The sequence below is a fragment of the Corynebacterium sp. HMSC11D10 genome, assembly GCF_001806995.1.
Lineage (GTDB): Bacteria > Actinomycetota > Actinomycetes > Mycobacteriales > Mycobacteriaceae > Corynebacterium > Corynebacterium coyleae.
This window is the reverse complement of sequence record NZ_KV787028.1, coordinates 93,060-113,295: the sequence shown is the minus strand read 5'-3', so window position 1 is coordinate 113,295 and position 20,236 is coordinate 93,060. Positions and strand designations below refer to the sequence as shown.

Below are 20,236 nucleotides of genomic sequence, written 5' to 3'. Positions count from 1 at the left end.
ATGCTGAAAACGAGTAGCAAAGCCCGTGGTTGGATCATTCTTGCGGCGGTGCTGTGGTTGGTGATCCTGATCGGGATCATCTTCATTCCGCAGTCCCGTGGCTCGAACGCTGTGGACGAGGTGAAGCCGACGAACTCGCTGACGCGTGCGTTGCTGCAGACCCGTCCGGGCGGCGACATGGTTGCCGCGCAGCTCGTTGACCCGTCCAGGGTGTACGACGCAAACGAGTACATGGGGTACACCACGCTGTGCCCAGGCGAGCCGGAGGAGCTGGTGAAGGCGAAGAAGGAAGCCTTCGCGCTGACGGATGAGGATGTGGACCTCAACGGCGAGATGGGTTACGTGCTGCTGATCCCAGCGGAGGGTGAGACTGCCCTGATCGACCCGGTTGAGTTGAAGAAGGTCGACATCTGCACTGTTCCGCAGTCGGAGACTTTCCCGCTGAACACCGCAATGCCGTTCTACAACACGAAGGGCCAGTGGGCTCTGGGGATGGGCCAGTAATGCTGGTGCTCGCCCTCGACACGGCGACTACGGATTTGGTCGCAGGTGTCGTGGATACCGAGGCGGCGAAAACGCTTGCTGAGGCAACCGTTGCTACGCGTGCGCACAACGAGCAGCTTGTGCCGACAGTGCAGGTGCTTCTCGACGAAGCCTCGCTCACCTTCGCCGACCTCGACGCCATCGTTGTCGGTTGCGGGCCGGGCCCGTTTACCGGTTTGCGTGTCGGGATGGCCACCGCCTCTGCGCTTGGCCAGGCGCTTGGCATTCCGGTGCATGGGGTATGCACCCACGATGCGGTAGCGGTAGACCGCCAAGGCGATGTGCTTGTGGTGACCGACGCCCGCCGCCGCGAGGTGTACTGGGCCCGGTACAACGACGGTGCCCGTGTTGCAGGCCCCGAGGTATGTAAGCCGGCGGATCTGCCAGTGGAGCAGGTGGACGTGCTGAGCGTGCCCGACAACCTTGCAGAGCAGGTCACGGTCGTAGCAGGCACTATTGCGTACCATGCGCCGGCCCCGGCTGGGTTGGTTGCTGTGGCGGATCTGAGCGCCACCCCGGAGCCTCTCGTCCCGCTGTATTTGCGTCGGCCGGATGCGGTGCCACCGAAGCAAGCTCCGAAGTCGCCCGCGCTGCCGTGATGGAGTTCCGTGAACTGACAGTCGGCGATGCGGCCGCGGCGGCAGCGATAGAGGCTGTCCTGTTCGCCGGGGATAACCCGTGGTCGGAGGCAGCATTTCGTTCAGAGATTGCTGCGCCCCACACGTTTTACCTCGGTGCGTTTGAAGCAGGCCGGATGCTTGGGTACGCGGGGCTTGCAATGCTGGGCCCGCGCGACGACCCAGAGTTTGAAATCCACACCATCGGGGTGGACCCCGAACAGCAGGGCCGCGGCCTGGGCCGGGCGTTGATGGACCAGATGATGCACACCGCTGACCTCATGGATGGTCCGGTCTATCTTGAGGTGCGGGTGGATAACGAGCCCGCGATCGCGCTGTATAAACGTTTCGAGTTTTTCACCGCCGGCGTGCGGAAGAACTACTATCAGGCCTCCGGCATGGACGCGTACACCATGACGCGCCCGCGCAAGAGCGAAAGGGTGTAAGCAATGATTGTCCTCGGTATCGAGTCCTCCTGCGACGAGACTGGCGTAGGCATCATCAACCTTCATGACGACGGCACGATGGAAATCCTTGCCGACGTCGTCGCGTCCTCGATGGAACAGCACGCCCGCTTTGGTGGTGTGGTGCCGGAGATCGCCTCCCGTGCACACCTTGAGGCGATGCCGCAGGTGATGGAAAAGGCGCTGGCGGACGCTGGTATTGAGAAGCCAGATGCCGTAGCAGCCACGATCGGGCCCGGTCTTGCAGGCGCACTGCTGGTTGGCGCTTCCGCCGCGAAGGCATACGCCGCCGCCTGGGGCGTGCCCTTTTACGGCGTGAACCACCTTGGCGGCCACGTCGCTGTGGCCAACCTCGAGGGGGAAAGCTTGCCGCACTCGATTGCGCTGTTGGTCTCTGGCGGGCACACGCAGCTGCTCGAGGTTGACGCGGTGGGCAAGCCGATGAAGGAACTCGGCACCACACTCGACGACGCTGCTGGTGAGGCCTACGACAAGGTGGCCCGGCTTCTGGGGTTGGGCTACCCGGGTGGCCCGGTCGTCGACAAGTTAGCTGCGCAGGGGGATCCGAATGCGGTGCGTTTTCCGCGGGCGCTGTCGCGTGCGGAGGATCTGCGCGGCGAACACCGTTACAACTTCTCGTTCTCTGGGCTGAAGACCGCGGTCGCGCGCCACGTTGAGGCCGCCGAGCGTGAGGGCCGCGTGATCTCGCTGGAGGACGTGTGCGCGTCCTTCCAGGAGGCAGTCTGCGACGTGCTTACCGCCAAGGCGATCATGGCCTGCGAGGACACCGGCGCGAACACCCTGCTGCTCGGCGGGGGTGTGGCGGCCAACAGTCGTCTTCGTGAACTCGCGCAGCAGCGTTGCGACGACCGCGGCATCGAACTGCGTGTGCCACGGTTCAAACTCTGCACCGACAACGGTGTGATGATCGCAGCGCTTGCGGGTCAGCTCATCCACGAAGGGGCCACGCCGTCTGATTTGGGCGTAGGCACGGACACGTCGCTCGAGGTAGAGGTTCCGCTCGTGTAATCGCTCGCCGAGCGAGGTCACCAGGGTGGGGCTATATTGAGCACCTGAACTGTATCCCGTGAAAGGAAATCCTCCGTGACCACCGAGCAATTTAGCCAAGAGCAGGCCGAACGCGAACGTTTCGGGCTGCTCGTCAACCCAGATCTGACGTACCGTCGCATCGTGTTCGATGAGGACTCTGCGCGCGAGATGCTCGGTGGCGGAACCGATGGAGTTGTGGAAGTGGCGTTTGACCGCGACGGCAACCGGTTCCACGCGATTTACCGGGTTGACGCTGGAATTGTCGGAGCGGAGCCGAACCCTGTTGCGTCCCTTGCGCGTAACACTGCAGAGACGGACACCCCGGAGTTTCTTACGGATCCCACCCGGTCGATCTGCGGGCCAGTGATCTTCGCGGCGCGCGGGGGCGGCAGCATCAGCGAAGGCACGGTCGAAGAGGTTGTCAACGCGATCCGTGCGGTGGAAAACTTCCGCAACGACAATCCCGAAGAGTTCGAGCTGTGGCGTAACGCGGTGAAAAACCGCTAAACGCCACCAGTGTTGTTGGCTGGCACTCTCACGGGTAGAGTGCCAAAGCAGGTTGTGTGAAGCACAGTTGTTCACCCGCGACGACGGCTGCGCCTCGTGAGACCTGAACTCTTAAATCATTCACCAATGAAAGGTTTTTGATCATGGCAAACGTCAACATCAAGCCGCTGGAGGACAAGGTCCTCGTCCAGATCGCTGAGGCTGAAACCACCACCGCCTCCGGCCTGGTTATTCCGGATTCCGCTGCGGAAAAGCCGCAGGAAGCCGTCGTCATCGCAGTTGGCCCGGGTCGTCTCGACGACAACGGCAACCGCATCACCGTGGACGTGAAGGAAGGCGACACGGTTATCTTCTCCAAGTACGGCGGCACCGAGCTGAAGTACGGCGGCGAGGAGTTCCTCCTGCTGTCCGCTCGTGACCTGCTGGCCGTCGTCGAGAAGTAAGTAAAACGCTATGGCAAAACTCATCGCATTTGATCAGGAAGCTCGCGAGGGCATCCAGCGCGGCGTGAACACGCTCGCCGACGCGGTGAAGGTCACCCTCGGTCCCCGTGGCCGCAACGTTGTGCTTGCAAAGTCCTGGGGCGGCCCGACCGTCACCAACGACGGCGTGACCATCGCCCGCGACATTGACCTTGAGGATCCGTTTGAGAACCTCGGTGCGCAGCTGGTGAAGTCCGTCGCAGTCAAGACCAACGACATTGCAGGTGACGGCACCACCACCGCAACGCTGCTCGCCCAGGCGCTCGTCGCCGAAGGGCTGCGCAACGTGGCTGCTGGTGCGAACCCGATCGAGCTGAATAAGGGCATCAAGGCGGCAGCCGACAAGGTCGTCGAGGAGCTCAAGGCTCGCGCGACCGACGTGAAGTCGTCCGCTGAGATCGCCAACGTGGCCACCGTGTCCTCTCGCGACCCTGAGGTTGGTGAGATGGTCGCAGGTGCCATGGAGAAGGTGGGCAAGGACGGTGTGCTTACCGTCGAGGAGTCTCAGTCCATCGATTCCTACGTGGATCTGACTGAGGGTATTTCCTTTGACAAGGGCTTCCTCTCCCCGTACTTCATGACCGATCCGGATGCCGGCCAGGCCGTGCTTGAGGACGCCCGCGTGCTGCTCGTACGCGGCAAGATCTCCTCTCTGCCGGATTTCCTCCCGCTGCTTGAGCAGGTTGCATCGGAGTCGGTGCCGCTGTTCGTCGTGGCCGAGGACATCGAAGGCGAGGCGCTGCAGGCGCTCGTTGTCAACGCGATCCGCAAGGTGATCAAGGTCGTTGCTGTGAAGTCGCCGTACTTCGGCGAGCGCCGCAAGGCGTTCATGGATGACCTTGCTGTTGTCACCGACGCGACCGTCATCGACTCAGAGGTTGGCATCAACCTCAAGGACGCCACCCTGGACCACCTTGGCTCCGCACGCCGCGTAACCACGACGAAGGACGACACGGTCATCGTCGACGGTGCCGGCACGGCAGAGGCAGTCGAGGAGCGCCGCGAGCAGATCCGCCGCGAGATCGAAACCACGGATTCCACCTGGGACAAGGAAAAGGCCGAGGAGCGCTTGGCCAAGCTTTCCGGTGGTGTCGCGGTGCTGCGCGTCGGTGCAGCGACCGAGACCGAACAAAACGAGCGCAAGCTCCGCGTCGAGGACGCCATCAACGCTGCCCGCGCGGCAGCAGAGGAAGGCATCATCGCCGGCGGCGGCTCCGCACTGGTGCAGATTGCCAAGCAGCTTGAGGAGTTTGCTGAAGGCTTCGAAGGCGAGCAGAAGACCGGTGTGCTGGCAGTGGCACGTGCACTGTCCAAGCCGGCATTCTGGATCGCTGACAACGCGGGCCTCGACGGCGCTGTCGTCGTGTCCAAGGTTGCCGAGATGAACAACGGCGAGGGCTTCAACGCCGCCACGCTCGAGTACGGCAACCTCATCGACCAGGGCATCATCGACCCGGTGAAGGTGACCCACAACGCTGTGGTCAACGCCGCATCCGTGGCTCGCATGGTGCTGACCACGGAGGTATCCGTGGTGACCAAGCCGGCCGAAGAAGGCGAGGAAGGTCACGCACACGCCCACTAGGGTGTCGTCGATACGCTAAAACAGTGCCCCACTTCGGTAGGGCACTGTTTTTCTTTTGGCGTGATTCTTCGGTCGTGCGCTTACTTGACGGCGGCGACGTACTTCACGCTGCCAAGGCCGCGGCGCAGGGCAGTGGAGCGCTCAGATTCACTCATGCCGCCCCAGATGCCATAGGGCTCGGCCACACGCAGGGCATGCTCGCGGCACTGGGTAAGCACCGGGCAGTTGAAGCAAATAGCCTTCGCTCGATTCTCACGCTGCGTGCGGGCGCGGCCCCGCTCACCCTCGGGGTGGTAGAAGATTTCCGAGGCTTCGCCTCGGCAGGCGCCGTGAAGCTGCCAATCCCAAAAGTCTGCATTGGGGCCGGGGAGTTGCTGTGGCAACGTCATGGTGTGAGATCTCCTTTGCCGTGGAAAACGCGATGTACACAACCAGCAGTGCAGTGTTCCGGCGGTGGGTGAACAAAGGGTTGCCGCGCGGTTACGGCACGGGTGTTTCTCGGACGTTCTTGTGAATAAAAGCGCAATTAGTAGGGAAAATGGCAAGAGTTAAAGGTTGGTGAATTCTTGAATACGCGTCGGTAACTCATATGGCGGGGGAATGGGTGTTTATAGTGTTTGCTTGTGATTGGCAATACCGGCGCGACAGCGGGTGACGAGGAAGATGAACTTGTCACCCTCGTTCCACGTGCCGCCGAAGGGGATGCGCGTGCTCTCCAGCGTGTGATTGCCATCGTCCATCCACGGGTGCTGCGCTACGCCAGGGCGCGCATTGGAGGCGGGCGCATGCCGACTGCGGAGGACGTCGCTCAGGAGATCTGCTTGGCGGTAGCGACGTCCATTGACCGCTACGTGGATACCGGGCGGCCGTTCATGGCGTTTGTGTACGGCATTGCGTTTAACAAGGTCGCCGATGCGCACCGCAGCCTGGTGCGTGACAAGACAACGCCTACTGAAGATGTCCCTGACCAGGAGGTTGTTGCGTTCACGCCGGAGGATGCAGCCGTTGTTGCAGACGGAAGTAACGAAGTTCGCGCATTACTCGATTCATTAAGTGATAAGGCTCGCGACATTGTGATTCTGAGAGTGTTTGTGGGCCTCTCGGCGGAAGAAACGGCAGAGGTAGTGGGCAGTACTCCAGGTGCGGTGCGTGTCGCGCAGCATAGGGCGCTGTCCAAGTTGCGTGAGCAGTTGGAAGGAGACCATTCAGGCCATGACGCGTGATTTTGGTGGCGGCGACTTTGGAGAAGAGTGCGTTCGCGACGATGCGTTTCTTGATGCGCTTTCGAGTGGTGTAGACCCCAGTGACGGCAGTGACCCACTGGCTGCGGCGCTGCTTGGACTAAAGCAGGACGTCGATCGCCCGATGCCAGCGGCTCCCACGGTGATCCCGGTTGCGCCGGTTGCATCGCTTGACGACGCCCGCGCGCGCCGCCGGACCGCCAACCCATGGGTCGCAGGTGTGGTCGGTGCTGCAGCTGCGTCTGTGGCTATCGTCGGCACTGGCGCTGCGGTGTATGGCACGCAGAGCTCCGCGAACGAAACCACGATGGTGGAGTTGGCAACCACGCTCGACGAGCTGGAGGCAGCGAACCAAAGCGGGGATATGGAGGCCGCCCGAAGCCTGCTTGAGCAGGCTAGGGGGCTTATGGCAGGTATCAAGATGCGTGAGGCGCGCAACGGTGAAGACGTAGTGCAGCCAGCGCCACGCACGGTTACTGAAACCACGACTGTGGTGGAGGTCCATGAAGTTGAAGTTCCGCCGAGCGTGCAGCAGCCTGCGCCGGCGCCGGAGCAGAACCCTGCGCCTGCTCCGGAGAATGCGCAGCCGCCGGCTGGGGCACCGGCGCCGGGGTCGGATGCCGTGGCACCTTCGAACGGGAGCTTGCCGCCGCGCCAGCCGCAGGAGCAACCGCGACCGACGGTGGTGGAGCCGTCCGATTCGCGCGAGCAAACTCCGATCCCAGGAGATCAGCCGCCAGCACGGCCGACGGTCCGCGATAATGTCCCGTCGAACCCAGTTGATTCTGCATCGCGGTACGCAGCAACGCCCGCGCCGGTAGTGCCGGGCGGGGCGGGCTCGTCGGAAAATTTCTAGCTAGCGTGCCTCGAGACCATCGAGGTAGCCCATCGCGTAATCCCACGGAACGTACGCAGTGACGTTCGGTTGCGCGCTGGGCTCATGCACCGGGGGAAGTTCCCCGTTGAGGGTGGCGATCATGTTTTGCTCCATGATCTCCCAGTCGTAGTAGTGCATTTGGTCGCAGTCCTCGCACAGGAAATGGATGCCCAAAATTCCGCGCGGCTTTAGCATGCGTTGTGCGTCGCGTACGTGTGCAAGGTCCTGGATGACGGCGACGCGCTCCTCAGAGGAGAGGGGCTCCACGATCTCATCGTCTTCGATGAACGACGCCGGATCGTTTGGGTCGTCCGCGAACGGGTCCAGCGGCATCATGTCGTCGTAATTCACGGTGCCCAGCCTATTAAGTGGCCGCTTGCTAGGCCAATCAGGGCGTCATCCCCGCATAGCCCCAGAGCTTGCGCGGCGTTATATCATTGCTGAAAACAATCGCGCGGGAGAGGAGAACATGTCGATGTCTGAGGCACGAGTATGGACGGGTGGCGACGATCCGAACAAGGTGGCGCTGAGGGGGCTGACGTTTGATGACGTGCTGCTGCTTCCGGCGGAGTCCCACATTGTTCCATCTGAGGTGAGCACCGAAGCCCAGTTCACCCGCAATATCCGTCTCGGCATGCCGATTATTTCGGCGGCGATGGACACAGTGACCGAATCCCGTATGGCGATCGCGATGGCGCGCCAGGGCGGTATCGGTGTGCTGCACCGTAACTTGAGCGCTCAGGACCAGGCGGAGCACGTCGATGTGGTCAAGCGCTCGGAATCCGGCATGGTGACTAACCCGGTTACCGCCACCCCCGATATGACCATCGCCGACGTCGATGCACTGTGCGCCCGTTTCCGCATCTCGGGCCTTCCTGTAGTTGACGGCTCTGACCGTCTTGTTGGCATCATCACCAACCGCGACATGCGCTTCGAGCCGGATGCTCAGCGCAAGGTCGCAGAGGTCATGACCCCGATGCCGCTGGTTGTAGCGCAGGAGGGTGTGGACAAGAAGGAAGCGCTCGATCTGCTATCCGCCAACAAGGTGGAGAAACTTCCGATTGTGACCTCCGAAGGCAAGCTTGCCGGTCTGATCACGGTGAAGGACTTTGTCAAGAGCGAGCAGTACCCGAACGCCTCGAAGGATGAGAACGGCCGTCTACTTGTCGCTGCAGGCGTCGGTACCGGTGAGGACGCATTTGAGCGTGCTGGTCTGCTCGTTGAGGCGGGCGTAGACGCGCTCGTTGTCGACTCCGCGCACGCACACAACAACCGTGTACTTGAGATGGTCTCTCGTGTGAAGAAGGAATTCGGCGACCGCGTCGACGTTGTCGGTGGCAACTTGGCTACCCGTAGCGCTGCGAAGGCCATGATCGACGCTGGCGCAGACGCCATCAAGGTCGGTATCGGTCCGGGCTCTATCTGCACCACCCGCGTGGTTGCAGGTGTTGGTGCACCGCAGATTACCTCCATCCTCGAGGCGGCCGTGCCGGCGAAGGCTGCAGGTGTGCCGATCATTGCCGACGGTGGCATGCAGTTCTCTGGCGACGTGGCTAAGGCATTGGCTGCCGGCGCATCCACCGTCATGCTCGGCTCCATGTTGGCGGGCACGGCGGAAGCGCCAGGCGACATTGTTGTTGTCGGCGGCAAGCAGTACAAGCGTTACCGCGGCATGGGCTCCATGGGTGCAATGCAGGGCCGTGGACTGACTGGTGAGAAGCGTTCCTTCTCCAAGGACCGTTACTTCCAGGCGGATGTGGCGAGCGAGGACAAGCTCGTGCCGGAAGGCATTGAGGGGCGCGTGCCGTTCCGCGGTGACCTGGATTCCATTACCCACCAGATCGTTGGCGGTCTGCGCGCTGCGATGGGTTACACAGGCGCATCCACTATCGAGGAGCTGCAGACCAAGCAGTTCGTCCAGATCACCACCGCGGGCCTGCGTGAGTCCCACCCGCACGACATCACGCAGACCGTCGAGGCACCGAACTACCGCCAGTAGGAGAACCAGCACAACATGCGTGACTACGTGGAAATCGGCATTGGGCGCGAAGCCCGCAAGGCTTACGGCTTGAGTGATTTGTCGATCGTTCCGAAACGACGCACCCGCTCCTCGCAGGATGTGGACACCTCCTGGCATATTGATGCCTACACGTTCGATATCCCGCTTGCGTCCCACCCGACGGACGCGTTGGCAAGCCCTGAGTTTGTTATCGAGATGGGCAAGCAGGGTGGCCTCGGTGTGATTGACGCGGAAGGCCTGTGGGGCCGACACGCTGATCTGGAGGCTGCGGTGAAGAAGGTGGTGGACTCATGCGAGGACCCCTTTAACGTCGATACGGCTGAGAAGTACCAGGAGTTTGTTGAGGCAGGTGAGCGTGCCGTGCGCACCTTGCAGGAGTTGCACGCCGCAGAACTTGATCACGACTTGCTTTCGGAACGTATCGCCCAGGTGCGTGACTCTGGCGTGACTGTTGCGGTGCGCGTGAGCCCTCAGAACGTGCGCGAATTGGCGCCTGTAGTTATCGCCGCAGGTGCAGAAATCCTCTTCATTCAGGGGTCGATCGTGTCTGCAGAGCACGTGCAAAAAGGTGGGGAACCGTTGAACTTGAAAGAGTTCGTCGGTTCGCTCGACGTGCCGGTCATTGCCGGTGGTGTGTATGACTACACGACCGCGACCCACCTGATGCGCGCTGGCGTTGCTGGTGTCATTGTCGGTTCGGGCGATGCCGACACGGTGGTGAATGTCCCGATGGCTACCGCTATCGCAGATGTCGCGGCAGCACGTCGGGATTACCTCGATGAGACTGGTGGACGTTATGTCCACATTCTTGCGGATACCACTATTTGGGGGGCAGGCGAGATTGCTGCAGCCATCGCTTGTGGTGCAGATGCCGTTATGCTTGGCAACCCATTAACGAAGGCAACTGAGGCCGCTGCCGGTGGCGTGTATTGGGAAGCTCAGACTGCTCACCCACGTTTTCCGCGAGGTAGCGTGCGGAAGGAACCTGACTTCACTTCTTCGACGCCACTGGAGGTCGTGCTCTTCGGTCCATCGAGCGATCCGTGGGGTGCGAAGAATCTCATTGGTGGACTGAAAAGAATTATGGCGAAATGTGGCTATACTGGGATCAAAGCTTTCCAGAAAGCCGATTTGGCAATCCGTAACTAAGAACTGGATGAAATCGACCTATGTCTAGCCGTGTAACGATTCTTCGCGACGCCCCTGAGGGCCCATTCCACGAAGTTGATGTGAACGACATCTTCTTTTCGGTGACTGACGCCAAAGGTGTGATGACGCATGTGAACGATGTGTTCATCAAGTACGCGCAGTACTCCGCCGAAGAGATGATCGGTAAGCCGCACAACCTCATCCGTCATGAGGAGATGCCTGGTGCGGCGTTCAAACTCATGTGGGACACCATCGAGGATGGCCGTCCTTTCGCCGCGTATGTGCGTAATAAGGCGAAGAGCGGCTCCGCGTACGACGTGTTTGCCACTGTTACGCCGCTGCCAAACGGCGGTTACCTGTCGGTGCGTACCCGTCCGATGACGGAGAACTTCGAAGCAGCCGCTGGTATTTACCAAGAAGCAAACATCGTTGAGCACGAGGCGAAGGCCAACGGTGTTGGCCGCCGCGAGCGTGCAGTGATGGGCGCGGAGAAGGTTACGGAGCTGCTGCCGGACTACGACGCATTCCTGCGCGAAGTTCTTCCTGCTGAGGTTCAGGCACTCGAGGATGCAGGCTTTACGCTTCCGGAGGGCTCCGGCGACATCTACGATGCTGCTGTGACGCTCTACCGTGAACTCGACGAGTTCATGACGGTGCAGACCGCCATTAAGGACGCTGCTGAGGAGCTGCGCAAGGCCAGTGCGACGCTGGTCGAGGAAAACGCAGTGACCAACAACGTGAAGGCCGAGATGGAAAACGTGGTCACCGAGGGTGCATCGCGTACGCTGCTGCTCGCACCGCTGCAGGTGTGGGCGACGATGCGTGGCATTATCGACGAGAACGCGAGGACCCTCGAGGAGACCGCTCAGGAGCTCTACGCCAAGACGTCCAACGCACGTATGGCGATTGCTCTGGCTCGTCTGCACACCGCACAGACCGCACAGTTCTCCACGGAGGCTAACGTGCAGGAGTCGATGCAGCTTCTCGTCGACGCACTCGAGGCTGACGTCAAGCACATGGATGACGCCGTGTTCTTGCACTCGTCCTTCCGTCGCCGCGTGGAGCTGAAGGTTAACTCCATCACGGAGCTGACCAAGATTCCGCTCGAGATGATTCGTCGCTGGTCTGAGAACACCAACGACATGGGCGAAGAGGTCGCACCGCTGGTGGAGCAGGTGAACAAGGCAATGGCTGCTGCTGATGCCTCGATTAACCAGCTGCACCGTTCTGCTGAGCGCCTCGCACAGGCCCCCTCGACGGAGAAGGTGCGCGAGGCTCTGGACAGCCTCAGCGCTGCGGTCCGTTAAACCTGACGCCGGAGTCGCTTGCCGGCGAGTGTCTGGTTGACGGAAGCACCGATAACCAAGGCAATCGCCGCAAGCTTCAGCGGGGAGGGGTTCTGGCTGAGCACAAGCCATCCAACGAGCGCTGCAAATGCAGGCTCGAACGAGATGAGGATGGAAAATACCTGGGGGCGGAGTCGTCGCATAGCAATCAGTTCCAGTGATGTTGGGAGCAGCGACGCCAAGATTGCGGTACCAATTGCGAGGAGCAGCAGATTGGTATCGGAAACAATGACGAGTGCACCTTCGAAACCGAAGGGCAACGTCACCAAACCACCAACTGCAAGGGCAACCGCGAGCCCACCTTGGCCGGCGATGAGGCGACCAGTCCGCTTGTTGGCAAGGACGTACACCGCCCAGGCAGCGCCTGCGATCAGGACGTAGAAGACACCGAGGCGGTCGAGCGGCTCACCGGAGAGCGAATCAACGCCAAGCAGCGCCATACCTGTAAGCGCAAGCCCGACGGAGATGCCGTCGCGTACCGAACGGGACAACACTGCGGCGAGCAGTAGCGGGCCGAGGAATTGGATGGTCACCGCGGATGCGAGTGGCACAGTTGCAATACCGGCGTAGTAGAAGCCGTTCATGCAGCCTAACGACACTCCGAGCACGATCGCTGCACCCCATTGTTCGGGGGTCCAGCGCCAAAACGCTGGCCGTGAGATTGCAAGCAGGATGACGGAGGCGATGAGTAGTCGGAATGAACTCGTCGCCCAGGTTCCGGCATGGGGGAAAAGCTGCGTGGCAAGTGCCGCGCCAAGCTGCAGAAACAGGCAGGACCCAAGGATGCACAACACGGCGGTGCGGTCGGCATTGGGTTCAACCGGGGAGGGGGCACGCAATGTCATGCAGATCATTCTGGGACGAAACGTCGAAGGATGGACAATATATTCGGATTTATATGCCATCAGCTAGTATTTGGGCCGTGACTACCGCTCAGAAACGCCCTGTTCTTGTCGTTGATTTTGGTGCGCAATACGCGCAGTTGATCGCCCGCCGTGTGCGCGAGGCGCATGTGTTCTCGGAGGTTGTGCCGTCGACTATTACGGCTGCTGAGGTTCGTGAGAAGAACCCGCAGGCGTTGGTGCTCTCCGGTGGGCCGTCGTCGGTGTACGCGGATGGTGCCCCGCAGCTCGATCCGGAGATCTTTGAGCTGGGGCTGCCGATCTTTGGTATTTGCTATGGTTTCCAGGTGATGACGCAGGCGCTCGGCGGCAAGGTCGAGGAGACCGGTGCCCGCGAGTACGGCCGCACGGCGATGGCTGTCAAGGGTGGCGTGCTGCACGCTGGCCTGGATGAGCACCCGGTGTGGATGTCCCACGGTGATTCCGTGACGCAGGCGCCGGAGGGCTTTGAGGTCACTGCCTCGACACCGGGTGCGCCGGTTGCTGCGTTTGAGAACGCGGAGCGCAAGTTTGCTGGTGTGCAGTACCACCCGGAGGTGATGCACTCGCCGCACGGCCAGGAGGTGCTGACCCGCTTCCTCACGGAGATCGCTGGTCTGGAGCAGAACTGGACGGCGTCGAATATTGCGCAGCAGCTTATTGACGATGTCCGCAACCAAGTCGGCGACGGCTACGCCATCTGCGGCCTGTCTGGCGGCGTGGATTCTGCCGTGGCGGCAGCGCTTGTGCAGCGCGCTATTGGCGACCGTTTGACCTGTGTATTCGTGGATCACGGTCTGCTGCGCCAGGGTGAGCGCGAGCAGGTGGAGAAGGACTTCGTCGCCGCGACCGGCGCGAAGCTGGTCACTGTGGATGAGCGCAAGGCCTTCCTAGACAAGCTCGCCGGCGTGACCGAGCCGGAGGCCAAGCGTAAGGCGATCGGTGCGGAGTTCATCCGTTCCTTCGAGCGTGCCGTGGCTGATGTGCTGTCGGATCACAAGGTGGATTACCTGGTGCAGGGCACCCTGTACCCGGATGTTGTGGAGTCGGGCGGCGGCACCGGTACCGCGAACATCAAGAGCCACCACAACGTGGGCGGCCTGCCGGACGACGTGGAGTTCGAATTGGTTGAGCCGCTTCGTCTGCTGTTTAAGGACGAGGTCCGCGCAGTTGGCCGCGAGCTTGGCCTGCCTGAGGTGATTGTGAACCGCCAGCCGTTCCCGGGTCCGGGCCTGGGTATCCGCATCATCGGTGAGGTCACCGAGGAACGCCTGGAAACCCTGCGCGCTGCTGATGCGATTGCTCGCGAGGAGCTGACCAAGGCCGGCCTGGATGACCAGATCTGGCAGTGCCCGGTCGTGCTGTTGGCCGATGTGCGTTCGGTTGGTGTGCAGGGCGATGGCCGCACCTACGGCCACCCGATCGTGCTTCGCCCGGTCGCATCCGAGGACGCGATGACCGCGGACTGGGTGCGCATCCCGTACGAGACGCTTGAGGTGATCTCTACCCGCATCACCAACGAGGTGGCCGACGTCAACCGTGTGGTGCTGGACGTGACGTCCAAGCCGCCGGCCACCATCGAGTGGGAGTAAGTCAGTTTCTTTCGTCCGCGCCCTCGCGGGCGTAGTACGCGGACACGGATCCGACGCGCTGCGACACGTTAATGGTGAGTAGCGCGCTGTCTGTGTCCGCGTTTTGCCGTTCTTCGGGGCATGCGGCTTCGCCGATGTTCACCTTGCAGTTGATGTCGACGGGGACGTTTTCCGGCAGGATGATATCGGTGCTGCCGGTGTTGTTCGCAATGTTGACCGTTTTCGGCTCGCTCAGCGGTTCGAGATCGGTGAAGTCGATGTATGACTCGCCGATGAAGCCGCTGGTGCCCATTTGGTCTGGTAGCTCGTCGACGTCGTACACGGTGATGTATGCGCTGCCGAAGCGGCTGTAATTGCCAAGTCGCACTTCGCTGGTGACCCCCAGCGCAAACACCGTTGCCGTTGTCAGCACCAGCGTGACGGGGATCCACAGCCAGTAGCGCTTCTTTGGTTGCGCACGCTCCGGAGCTGGCTCGACTGGGTCCGGCAGGTGCCACAGGCCCGGTGCCGCGCCGAGTGGGTCCCATGCCGGTGGCTTCTGCCCGGGGTGTTCGTAGCCCTCCGGTACGGTCAGGTGGGAGGTGTCTACGACAGGGCCTTTGCTCGTCTGCGACTCCAAGCCCACCACGAGTCCCTCCGGTGCTTCCGGCTGGCGCTGGTAGGCAAGGTACCAGCCGAGCGCGAAGAGCGCGAAGGTAACCAAAACACCGCGCAGGTCGCTGGCAACAGCAACGGACGGGAAGAAGATGACAAGACCGAGGAGCAGCAGCCAGCCGGTGTCGCGCTCTTTCTTCTCTACCTTGGTCAGCTGCTCTTTCGGGGTGGCGATCGAAGTTGCTGGGGTGCGGGTCAGCCCGAAGCGGGGCATATTGATCCAGCAGAGCAGGTAGAGGAACAGGCCACCGCCGAAGGCGATTGACAATACGACGAACAGGACGCGGATGAGCGTTGGGTCGATTTGGTAGCGGGCACCGATGCCTTCGCAGACACCACCGACGACGGCCTTGCCGCCCTGGTCTTGTGGGATGCGGGGCGGGCGGCTCTCCCACATGCGCTTGAGTGTGTTGGTTTCCATGGCTTCTATTGTTGCGAGGCAACGCCAAGCGCGGTATCGGGAACGACCCTGATTTTTCATCTCAGGGTTTACCCCGATGTGCCTGAGGGGGTTGCCGTGCAACGATAGGGGACATGTCTGCGTTGTATCCTCGGCTGACCCGTGATCGTTCCCGCCGCGTTATTGCTGGCGTGGCGTCCGGGGCGGCTGACCTGCTCGGGGTGGACGTGAAATGGGTGCGTCTGTTTTTGGTTGCGGCGAGTTTCGCTGGTGGCTTCGGCGTGCTGCTGTACGCAGGTCTGTGGGTGTTTACCCCGGTTGCTGAAGGTGCTGCGCCGCGGCAGCGCCCGAGTGCGCTCGACATCTTCCTGGTGCTTGCAGGTTTCGCGGGTGCGTTGACGTCGCTGCAGATTTCCTCCGGCGCGGGGGCCACGGTGGTGTTCATCATCGGCGTGCTCATCGTCGGTGCGGTGATTGCGTTGCAGGCGTACGACCGCGGTACGGATTCGTGGGGCAACATCGCCGCGCTGTCCTTAGGCGCGCTGCTGATCATGAGCGGGGTGCTCGCTGTGGCACTCCTCGGGGAGAGCGCCGGGGTCGCCGGTGTGGTCGTTTCTGTGCTGGTGACGGTGCTGGGTGTCGGGGTGCTTGTGGTGCCGCTGATTGCCAAGTTGACCAACTCGCTTGTTGCGGAGCGTGAGGCGAAGGCGGTGGCGGATCAGCGCGCGGAGATCGCCTCGCGCCTGCACGATTCGGTGCTGCAGACCCTGGCGCTGATTCAGCGCCAGGCGGATCATCCGGACGAGGTGGTGCGCCTTGCCCGTGGTCAGGAGCGCGAACTTCGGGCATGGCTTTTCGACGACACCGTGTCCAACCACACCACCGCCTTCGCCGCGTTGCAGAAAGCCGCGGGCGAGGTGGAGGACGCCTACGGGGTCGTGATTCAACCGGTCACGGTGGGAGACGACATTCCTTTCGACGAGCGCACCGAAGCGGTCGTGCTCGCCGCCCGGGAGGCGATGGTCAACGCCGCAAAGCATGCGGGGGTAGACACGATCGACGTCTACGCCGAGCATCTCGCGGGAAGGCTCGAGGTGTTCGTGCGTGACCGGGGTGCTGGCTTCGACCCGGAGGCTGTGCCGGCGGACCGGCACGGGCTGCGCGATTCCATCGTGGGCCGGGTTGAGCGGGTTGGGGGAGAGGTGCACGTGGTGTCGTCGATAGGCAATGGCTCCGAGATCGAACTAGCGTTGGACCTATGACGCGCGTGTTTCTCGTAGATGATCACTCGGTGTTTCGGGCCGGGGTGAAGGCCGAGCTGGCTGCCGCAGGCGACGGTCAGCTGGACGTCGTTGGGGAGGCGGGCACGGTTGCGGAGGCGGTGCGCGGGATCGAAAAGGAGCGCCCGGATGTGGTGTTGCTGGACGTGCACATGCCCGACGGCGGCGGGTTGGCTGTGCTCAAGCGCGCGCCGGGACCTGCGTATTTGGCGCTGAGCGTCTCCGACGCTGCCGAGGATGTCATCGCGCTGATCCGTGCCGGGGCGCGCGGGTACGTGACCAAGAACATCGCAGGCGAGGAGCTTGCGGAGGCGATTGAGCGGGTGCGCGGCGGAGACGCATATTTCTCGCCACGGCTTGCCGGGTTTGTGCTCGACGCGTTTGCCTCCGGGCCGGTCGTGGAGGAGGACGACCCGGCAGTCGATTCGCTCACTCGGCGCGAACTGGAGGTGTTGCGGCTGCTTGCGCGTGGTTACACCTACAAGGAGATCGCCGAGCGGCTGTTTATCTCGGTGAAGACGGTGGAGACGCACGCCTCCAACATTTTGCGCAAGACGCAGACGTCGAACCGCCACCAGTTGACCCGGTGGGCGGTTGCGCGCGACTTAGGGTAGCGCTCCAGGAAATTTGGCAATCAACTAATTGTGGCTGCCTTTTCTTCATCCGGCCACACCGTCACTGCTTTGTATGTGTAGTAGACACACGCTACGAAGACAACAATATTTCCAAAGATGAGCCACTGCGGTGCATCGTTCGGCAGAACTATCTGGAGAACAGCACTCACTAAACAAAGCATGGCAATGTTCGTACTCAACGCAATGATCAGCATTCTGCGTCCAAGGCTCATTTCGTTCCTTACTGTTCGTGGTACTTATATTTATCCGCACTGATCAGCAGCGGTTACGATAGAACCAGATGCGGTTGCCATGGTAGCTGCAGCCATCATAGGGCCAATAGGACCTGTGAGCGGCGCAGTGGCGACTCCGACTGCAGATGCTGTAGTCCCTCCGATCCCTACGAGGATGGCCCCCACACACCCAGCAGTAGACCGAGGTTGAATGAGGGCGGCATCGACTAACTCTGGATCAACGTTCGTTGAATACTTTGCAGTGATCTGGTCACCTTCAACCGAGTATTCGATGTTTACTTTCTCTCCAGTAGTGAGAGTCTTTGAAGTGGGCAGAGCTTCTTCTTCGCCCTTCGGGCTTTCTACAAATACTGTGTCCGCTTCTTTGCGAACGTTACCGTTTACTACTTCAGCGGAATATCCGCTCTCATCAGCGTCATTGATTACGAGAAGCGCTTGTCGCTCCTCTTGTGCCTTAGCAATCCTTTCCTCAAGGACATCATTTCCCGCCCCGGTGCTAGTTGGCTGCTGAACCTCGTTCTGAGAAATCTCTGCGGACGTAGCGACTGGCATTGGTACGAGCACAGAAGCTAGAGCGATAGAAGTAGCAAGCTTAGTTCCAAACTTCAAGGAAAAACCTCTTTCTGAATTCTCGAAAACGAATGAATGTAGGTAGACTATATCACGTTCGCTTAATCTAGTGCCGGCCTAGAACAGGCCTAGAGCACGCGCGCCTGGGTGAGCAGCGACAACGCAGTTTTGTCGGTTTCTTGCAGCATGAGCGGGTTCGTGCCCGGCATCGGCGAGATCGTCGTGTCCGCCCACTGCTTGCCGGTCGGGATGCCCACGATGTGCAGGCGGGGATCCAGGGCGCCGTCGGGGTGGACGGCGCGGCGGGTGTCCGCGTCGGTTTCGGGTGAGGCGGTGTGGGCGAAGGGGCGGACGCGGTTGGCGTCGACGAGCGAGCGCACCAGCGGGTCCTTGGTGTTGCGGATGTCCGGGCCAGGCAGGAACGCGTCGGCGAGTGCGGTCGCGGTGGCGCTGCGCCCGTGGCTGGTCGCGGTGAATGCGCCATCTTGCGTATCGACGACCGGCTGCGGGCCCAGGAACGTCACCAGGCCAGCGTCGGCAAGTGCAAGCAGTTCGCGCGTGCGGAACAGTGGCGGGCCGGAGCCGACCATCTGACCGAACGCCATGTACTGCGAGCGGGCCACCTCCGGGGTGCCTTTGCCGTTTTCGGTGGCGATGGCGCTGGGTTTGCGGCCAGCGGAAATCGCCCACAGCCCGGCCTTGAGCGGGGAGTCCCAGGCGGCGACGGCCTCGGCGATGTCGCGCGCCATGGCGTCGGTAACGACCTGCTGGAGTTCGTCCAGGCTGAGGTCTTCGGTGCCGGCGAGTGGGTCGACCCAGGCGGCCATGTCGAACGGCTCGGTGCTCGTGCCCTCGAGTGCCTGAGTCAGCGCGCGGGCGACCGGCAGGATGTCCTCGGGGGAGGCGTGGACGGCCAGGTCGGTGTCGTCGATACGCGTGATGATCTCCTCGAGCGGCACCTTCAGCGCCTCGGGGTGCACGCGCGCGAGGGTGCGGTAGTACTCGGCGAAGGCATCGCGGGCGAGCGCTGGCCACAGGGTGCGGCCGAACGACAAAGTGCCGCTGCCGGGCTCGGCAGGGTTGGCATCGATAGCGGCGCGCAGGCGTGACAGATCGGCCTTTGGCGGCAGCGAGTTGTACTCGGACTTGGGCAGGTAGGGGTAGCCGCGGCCAGAGGTAACGATGAAGTGGGGTTCCTCGCCGGTGGCGTCGTAACGCAAACCGGAGCGGGCCGTGTCGTCTTCGAAGAAGCGGCCGCCGCGGTTGATGGTGGTCAGCGCCATGAGGTCGAAAAAGCCCATGCCCATGCCACGCACGAGCAGGCGCTCGCCCTCGCCGATGCGGTCCACCTCCTGCTCAACCGGGTTGCCGGGCGGGATGTAGGTCAGGCCAGATTTGGCAAAGGCCTGCTGTGCCGGGGTCGGGGCGGGCAACACCCAGCCGGAGGCGACCACGGTGGCGTCGGCGTGGATCAGCGTGCCATCTGCAAGCAAGATCGCGTCGCGGCCTCCGTCGCTGTACAGCGACATCGCGCGGGACTGGTGCTCAACCACGGTGACAGAGTCCGGCAGCTCGGCCAGCGCAACCTGCCACACCCAGCGCAAGTACTCGCCATACAACGCACGCGAAGGATTAGATTCAGGTCGCGTCACACGGATTTCAGCGTCGAAGGTGCTGGGGACGGCCGGCGGGGGGGCGCTGATAAGCGGATGCGCGAATTCGCCGCGAAGCGCCTGGATCCACTCAAACATGGTGGGGCCTTCGAGCACAGGTGCGGTGACGGTCGCGCCGGGCTCAGTGAACAGGGTTACCGCGCCAGCCAGGGTGTTCATGCACAGTGTGCGGGTTTGTTCGGTGTCCCAGATGCGGCCGGCACCGAGCTGGGCGTCGTCGATGATGTGCAACGTCAGTGGTGTAGCGCCACGGTCGTTGAGGAAGGCTGCGATGCGCTCGGTGATGGAGATGCCTCGCGGTCCTGCTCCGACGATGGCGATGTCTGCTTCCACAGCGATGTACCTCCACGATTTCGATGAATCTTTATAACGTGTATAGACTGCGCAGTCTATTAAGAAAGAACCGAATTGTCTAAAAGTGGTATGGTGCCGAAAACCAC

At 61.9% G+C, this 20,236-nt stretch carries 22 protein-coding genes; 15 read left to right on the top strand and 7 right to left on the bottom strand.

Going from position 1 to position 20,236, the window contains the following annotated elements:
* The 7 genes from HMPREF3120_RS02430 to groL all read left to right on the top strand — a co-directional run bounded on the left by HMPREF3120_RS02430 (position 1) and on the right by groL (position 5,245).
* A complete protein-coding gene (locus HMPREF3120_RS02430; RefSeq protein WP_070450560.1) occupies positions 1-504 on the top strand; it encodes a hypothetical protein in 504 nt (167 codons plus the stop codon).
* Positions 504-1,142 carry a tRNA (adenosine(37)-N6)-threonylcarbamoyltransferase complex dimerization subunit type 1 TsaB gene (tsaB, locus tag HMPREF3120_RS02425; RefSeq protein WP_070422766.1) on the top strand — a complete coding sequence of 213 codons (639 nt, stop codon included), beginning with the start codon at positions 504-506 and terminating at the stop codon, positions 1,140-1,142. The genes HMPREF3120_RS02430 and tsaB overlap by 1 nt, the downstream gene beginning before the upstream one ends.
* Positions 1,142-1,606, top strand: coding sequence for a ribosomal protein S18-alanine N-acetyltransferase (gene rimI, locus HMPREF3120_RS02420; protein WP_070450557.1), 465 nt, complete (start codon positions 1,142-1,144; stop codon positions 1,604-1,606). The genes tsaB and rimI overlap by 1 nt, the downstream gene beginning before the upstream one ends.
* 3 nt (positions 1,607-1,609) lie before the next feature.
* Positions 1,610-2,653, top strand: a complete 1,044-nt coding sequence (gene tsaD / locus HMPREF3120_RS02415) for a tRNA (adenosine(37)-N6)-threonylcarbamoyltransferase complex transferase subunit TsaD (RefSeq protein ID WP_070422768.1) — start codon at positions 1,610-1,612, stop codon at positions 2,651-2,653.
* Positions 2,654-2,728: 75 nt separating this feature from the next.
* Positions 2,729-3,181, top strand: a complete 453-nt coding sequence (locus HMPREF3120_RS02410; RefSeq protein WP_070422769.1) for a hypothetical protein — start codon at positions 2,729-2,731, stop codon at positions 3,179-3,181.
* 143 nt (positions 3,182-3,324) lie between these two features.
* Positions 3,325-3,624 carry a co-chaperone GroES gene (gene groES / locus HMPREF3120_RS02405; protein WP_070450554.1) on the top strand — a complete coding sequence of 100 codons (300 nt, stop codon included), beginning with the start codon at positions 3,325-3,327 and terminating at the stop codon, positions 3,622-3,624.
* A gap of 10 nt (positions 3,625-3,634) precedes the next feature.
* Complete coding sequence (groL, locus tag HMPREF3120_RS02400) at positions 3,635-5,245, top strand: chaperonin GroEL (protein WP_070450551.1); 1,611 nt, start codon at positions 3,635-3,637, stop codon at positions 5,243-5,245.
* 80 nt (positions 5,246-5,325) lie between these two features.
* Here the strand turns inward: groL and HMPREF3120_RS02395 are convergent, their stop codons facing one another.
* Positions 5,326-5,634: a WhiB family transcriptional regulator gene (locus HMPREF3120_RS02395; RefSeq protein WP_070422772.1), complete on the bottom strand. Its 309-nt coding sequence runs from the start codon at positions 5,632-5,634 to the stop codon at positions 5,326-5,328.
* A 234-nt stretch (positions 5,635-5,868) separates the two neighbouring features.
* Between HMPREF3120_RS02395 and HMPREF3120_RS02390 the strand changes: the two genes are divergently transcribed.
* Together HMPREF3120_RS02390 and HMPREF3120_RS02385 are read left to right on the top strand one after the other, a co-directional pair.
* Positions 5,869-6,468 (top strand): sigma-70 family RNA polymerase sigma factor, encoded by a 600-nt coding sequence (locus tag HMPREF3120_RS02390; RefSeq protein ID WP_224213064.1) that lies wholly within the window; start codon positions 5,869-5,871, stop codon positions 6,466-6,468.
* The gene (locus tag HMPREF3120_RS02385; RefSeq protein ID WP_070450548.1) at positions 6,458-7,342 is read left to right on the top strand and encodes a hypothetical protein; all 885 of its coding nucleotides are present in this window, start codon (positions 6,458-6,460) and stop codon (positions 7,340-7,342) included. Before HMPREF3120_RS02390 ends, HMPREF3120_RS02385 begins: the two co-directional genes overlap by 11 nt.
* Here the strand turns inward: HMPREF3120_RS02385 and HMPREF3120_RS02380 are convergent, their stop codons facing one another.
* Entirely contained in the window at positions 7,343-7,714 is a 372-nt protein-coding gene (locus HMPREF3120_RS02380; RefSeq protein ID WP_070450545.1) for a DUF5319 domain-containing protein, read from the bottom strand.
* A gap of 124 nt (positions 7,715-7,838) precedes the next feature.
* Here HMPREF3120_RS02380 and guaB point away from each other — a divergent pair, with 124 nt between their 5' ends.
* From guaB to HMPREF3120_RS02365, 3 genes are read left to right on the top strand one after another with little or no spacing between them, the layout of a single operon-like run.
* The gene (gene guaB / locus HMPREF3120_RS12260) at positions 7,839-9,362 is read left to right on the top strand and encodes an IMP dehydrogenase (protein WP_070422775.1); all 1,524 of its coding nucleotides are present in this window, start codon (positions 7,839-7,841) and stop codon (positions 9,360-9,362) included.
* Positions 9,363-9,377: 15 nt separating this feature from the next.
* Complete coding sequence (locus tag HMPREF3120_RS12255; protein WP_070422776.1) at positions 9,378-10,532, top strand: GuaB3 family IMP dehydrogenase-related protein; 1,155 nt, start codon at positions 9,378-9,380, stop codon at positions 10,530-10,532.
* Between the two features lie 20 nt (positions 10,533-10,552).
* Positions 10,553-11,839 carry a PAS domain-containing protein gene (locus tag HMPREF3120_RS02365; protein ID WP_070450543.1) on the top strand — a complete coding sequence of 429 codons (1,287 nt, stop codon included), beginning with the start codon at positions 10,553-10,555 and terminating at the stop codon, positions 11,837-11,839.
* On the opposite strand, the gene HMPREF3120_RS02360 is transcribed toward HMPREF3120_RS02365, so the two are convergent.
* Positions 11,836-12,723 (bottom strand): EamA family transporter, encoded by an 888-nt coding sequence (locus tag HMPREF3120_RS02360; protein ID WP_070450540.1) that lies wholly within the window; start codon positions 12,721-12,723, stop codon positions 11,836-11,838. The two genes, HMPREF3120_RS02365 and HMPREF3120_RS02360, sit on opposite strands and share 4 nt — an antisense overlap.
* A gap of 53 nt (positions 12,724-12,776) precedes the next feature.
* On the opposite strand from HMPREF3120_RS02360, the gene guaA reads away from it, so the two are divergent.
* Positions 12,777-14,351 (top strand): glutamine-hydrolyzing GMP synthase, encoded by a 1,575-nt coding sequence (guaA, locus tag HMPREF3120_RS02355; protein ID WP_141739345.1) that lies wholly within the window; start codon positions 12,777-12,779, stop codon positions 14,349-14,351.
* Between the two features lies 1 nt (position 14,352).
* Here the strand turns inward: guaA and HMPREF3120_RS02350 are convergent, their stop codons facing one another.
* Positions 14,353-15,426, bottom strand: coding sequence for a PspC domain-containing protein (locus HMPREF3120_RS02350; protein ID WP_070450538.1), 1,074 nt, complete (start codon positions 15,424-15,426; stop codon positions 14,353-14,355).
* Positions 15,427-15,539: 113 nt separating this feature from the next.
* Between HMPREF3120_RS02350 and HMPREF3120_RS02345 the strand changes: the two genes are divergently transcribed.
* Both HMPREF3120_RS02345 and HMPREF3120_RS02340 read left to right on the top strand, forming a co-directional pair.
* Complete coding sequence (locus tag HMPREF3120_RS02345) at positions 15,540-16,667, top strand: ATP-binding protein (protein ID WP_070450535.1); 1,128 nt, start codon at positions 15,540-15,542, stop codon at positions 16,665-16,667.
* The gene (locus HMPREF3120_RS02340) at positions 16,664-17,299 is read left to right on the top strand and encodes a LuxR C-terminal-related transcriptional regulator (protein WP_070450532.1); all 636 of its coding nucleotides are present in this window, start codon (positions 16,664-16,666) and stop codon (positions 17,297-17,299) included. Before HMPREF3120_RS02345 ends, HMPREF3120_RS02340 begins: the two co-directional genes overlap by 4 nt.
* Positions 17,300-17,319: 20 nt before the next feature.
* Here the strand turns inward: HMPREF3120_RS02340 and HMPREF3120_RS02335 are convergent, their stop codons facing one another.
* From HMPREF3120_RS02335 to HMPREF3120_RS02330, 3 genes are all read right to left on the bottom strand, one after another.
* Positions 17,320-17,532 (bottom strand): hypothetical protein, encoded by a 213-nt coding sequence (locus tag HMPREF3120_RS02335; protein ID WP_224213060.1) that lies wholly within the window; start codon positions 17,530-17,532, stop codon positions 17,320-17,322.
* A gap of 30 nt (positions 17,533-17,562) precedes the next feature.
* Entirely contained in the window at positions 17,563-18,162 is a 600-nt protein-coding gene (locus tag HMPREF3120_RS11670; protein WP_224213059.1) for a hypothetical protein, read from the bottom strand.
* Between the two features lie 89 nt (positions 18,163-18,251).
* Positions 18,252-20,129 carry an FAD/NAD(P)-binding protein gene (locus tag HMPREF3120_RS02330; protein ID WP_371441182.1) on the bottom strand — a complete coding sequence of 626 codons (1,878 nt, stop codon included), beginning with the start codon at positions 20,127-20,129 and terminating at the stop codon, positions 18,252-18,254.
* Between the last annotated feature and the right edge of the window lie 107 nt (positions 20,130-20,236).

Excerpts from the sequence above, each read along its gene's own strand:
- HMPREF3120_RS02430 (WP_070450560.1), top strand. The coding sequence starts at position 1 with ATGCTGAAAACGAGTAGCAAAGCCCGTGGTTGGATCATTCTTGCGGCG.
- tsaB (WP_070422766.1), top strand. The coding sequence starts at position 504 with ATGCTGGTGCTCGCCCTCGACACGGCGACTACGGATTTGGTCGCAGGT.
- rimI (WP_070450557.1), top strand. The coding sequence starts at position 1,142 with ATGGAGTTCCGTGAACTGACAGTCGGCGATGCGGCCGCGGCGGCAGCG.
- tsaD (WP_070422768.1), top strand. The coding sequence starts at position 1,610 with ATGATTGTCCTCGGTATCGAGTCCTCCTGCGACGAGACTGGCGTAGGC.
- groES (WP_070450554.1), top strand. The coding sequence starts at position 3,325 with ATGGCAAACGTCAACATCAAGCCGCTGGAGGACAAGGTCCTCGTCCAG.
- groL (WP_070450551.1), top strand. The coding sequence starts at position 3,635 with ATGGCAAAACTCATCGCATTTGATCAGGAAGCTCGCGAGGGCATCCAG.
- HMPREF3120_RS02395 (WP_070422772.1), bottom strand. The coding sequence starts at position 5,634 with ATGACGTTGCCACAGCAACTCCCCGGCCCCAATGCAGACTTTTGGGAT.
- HMPREF3120_RS02385 (WP_070450548.1), top strand. The coding sequence starts at position 6,458 with ATGACGCGTGATTTTGGTGGCGGCGACTTTGGAGAAGAGTGCGTTCGC.
- guaB (WP_070422775.1), top strand. The coding sequence starts at position 7,839 with ATGTCTGAGGCACGAGTATGGACGGGTGGCGACGATCCGAACAAGGTG.
- HMPREF3120_RS12255 (WP_070422776.1), top strand. The coding sequence starts at position 9,378 with ATGCGTGACTACGTGGAAATCGGCATTGGGCGCGAAGCCCGCAAGGCT.
- HMPREF3120_RS02365 (WP_070450543.1), top strand. The coding sequence starts at position 10,553 with ATGTCTAGCCGTGTAACGATTCTTCGCGACGCCCCTGAGGGCCCATTC.
- HMPREF3120_RS02360 (WP_070450540.1), bottom strand. The coding sequence starts at position 12,723 with ATGACATTGCGTGCCCCCTCCCCGGTTGAACCCAATGCCGACCGCACC.
- guaA (WP_141739345.1), top strand. The coding sequence starts at position 12,777 with ATGCCATCAGCTAGTATTTGGGCCGTGACTACCGCTCAGAAACGCCCT.
- HMPREF3120_RS02350 (WP_070450538.1), bottom strand. The coding sequence starts at position 15,426 with ATGGAAACCAACACACTCAAGCGCATGTGGGAGAGCCGCCCGCCCCGC.
- HMPREF3120_RS02345 (WP_070450535.1), top strand. The coding sequence starts at position 15,540 with ATGTCTGCGTTGTATCCTCGGCTGACCCGTGATCGTTCCCGCCGCGTT.
- HMPREF3120_RS02340 (WP_070450532.1), top strand. The coding sequence starts at position 16,664 with ATGACGCGCGTGTTTCTCGTAGATGATCACTCGGTGTTTCGGGCCGGG.
- HMPREF3120_RS02335 (WP_224213060.1), bottom strand. The coding sequence starts at position 17,532 with ATGAGCCTTGGACGCAGAATGCTGATCATTGCGTTGAGTACGAACATT.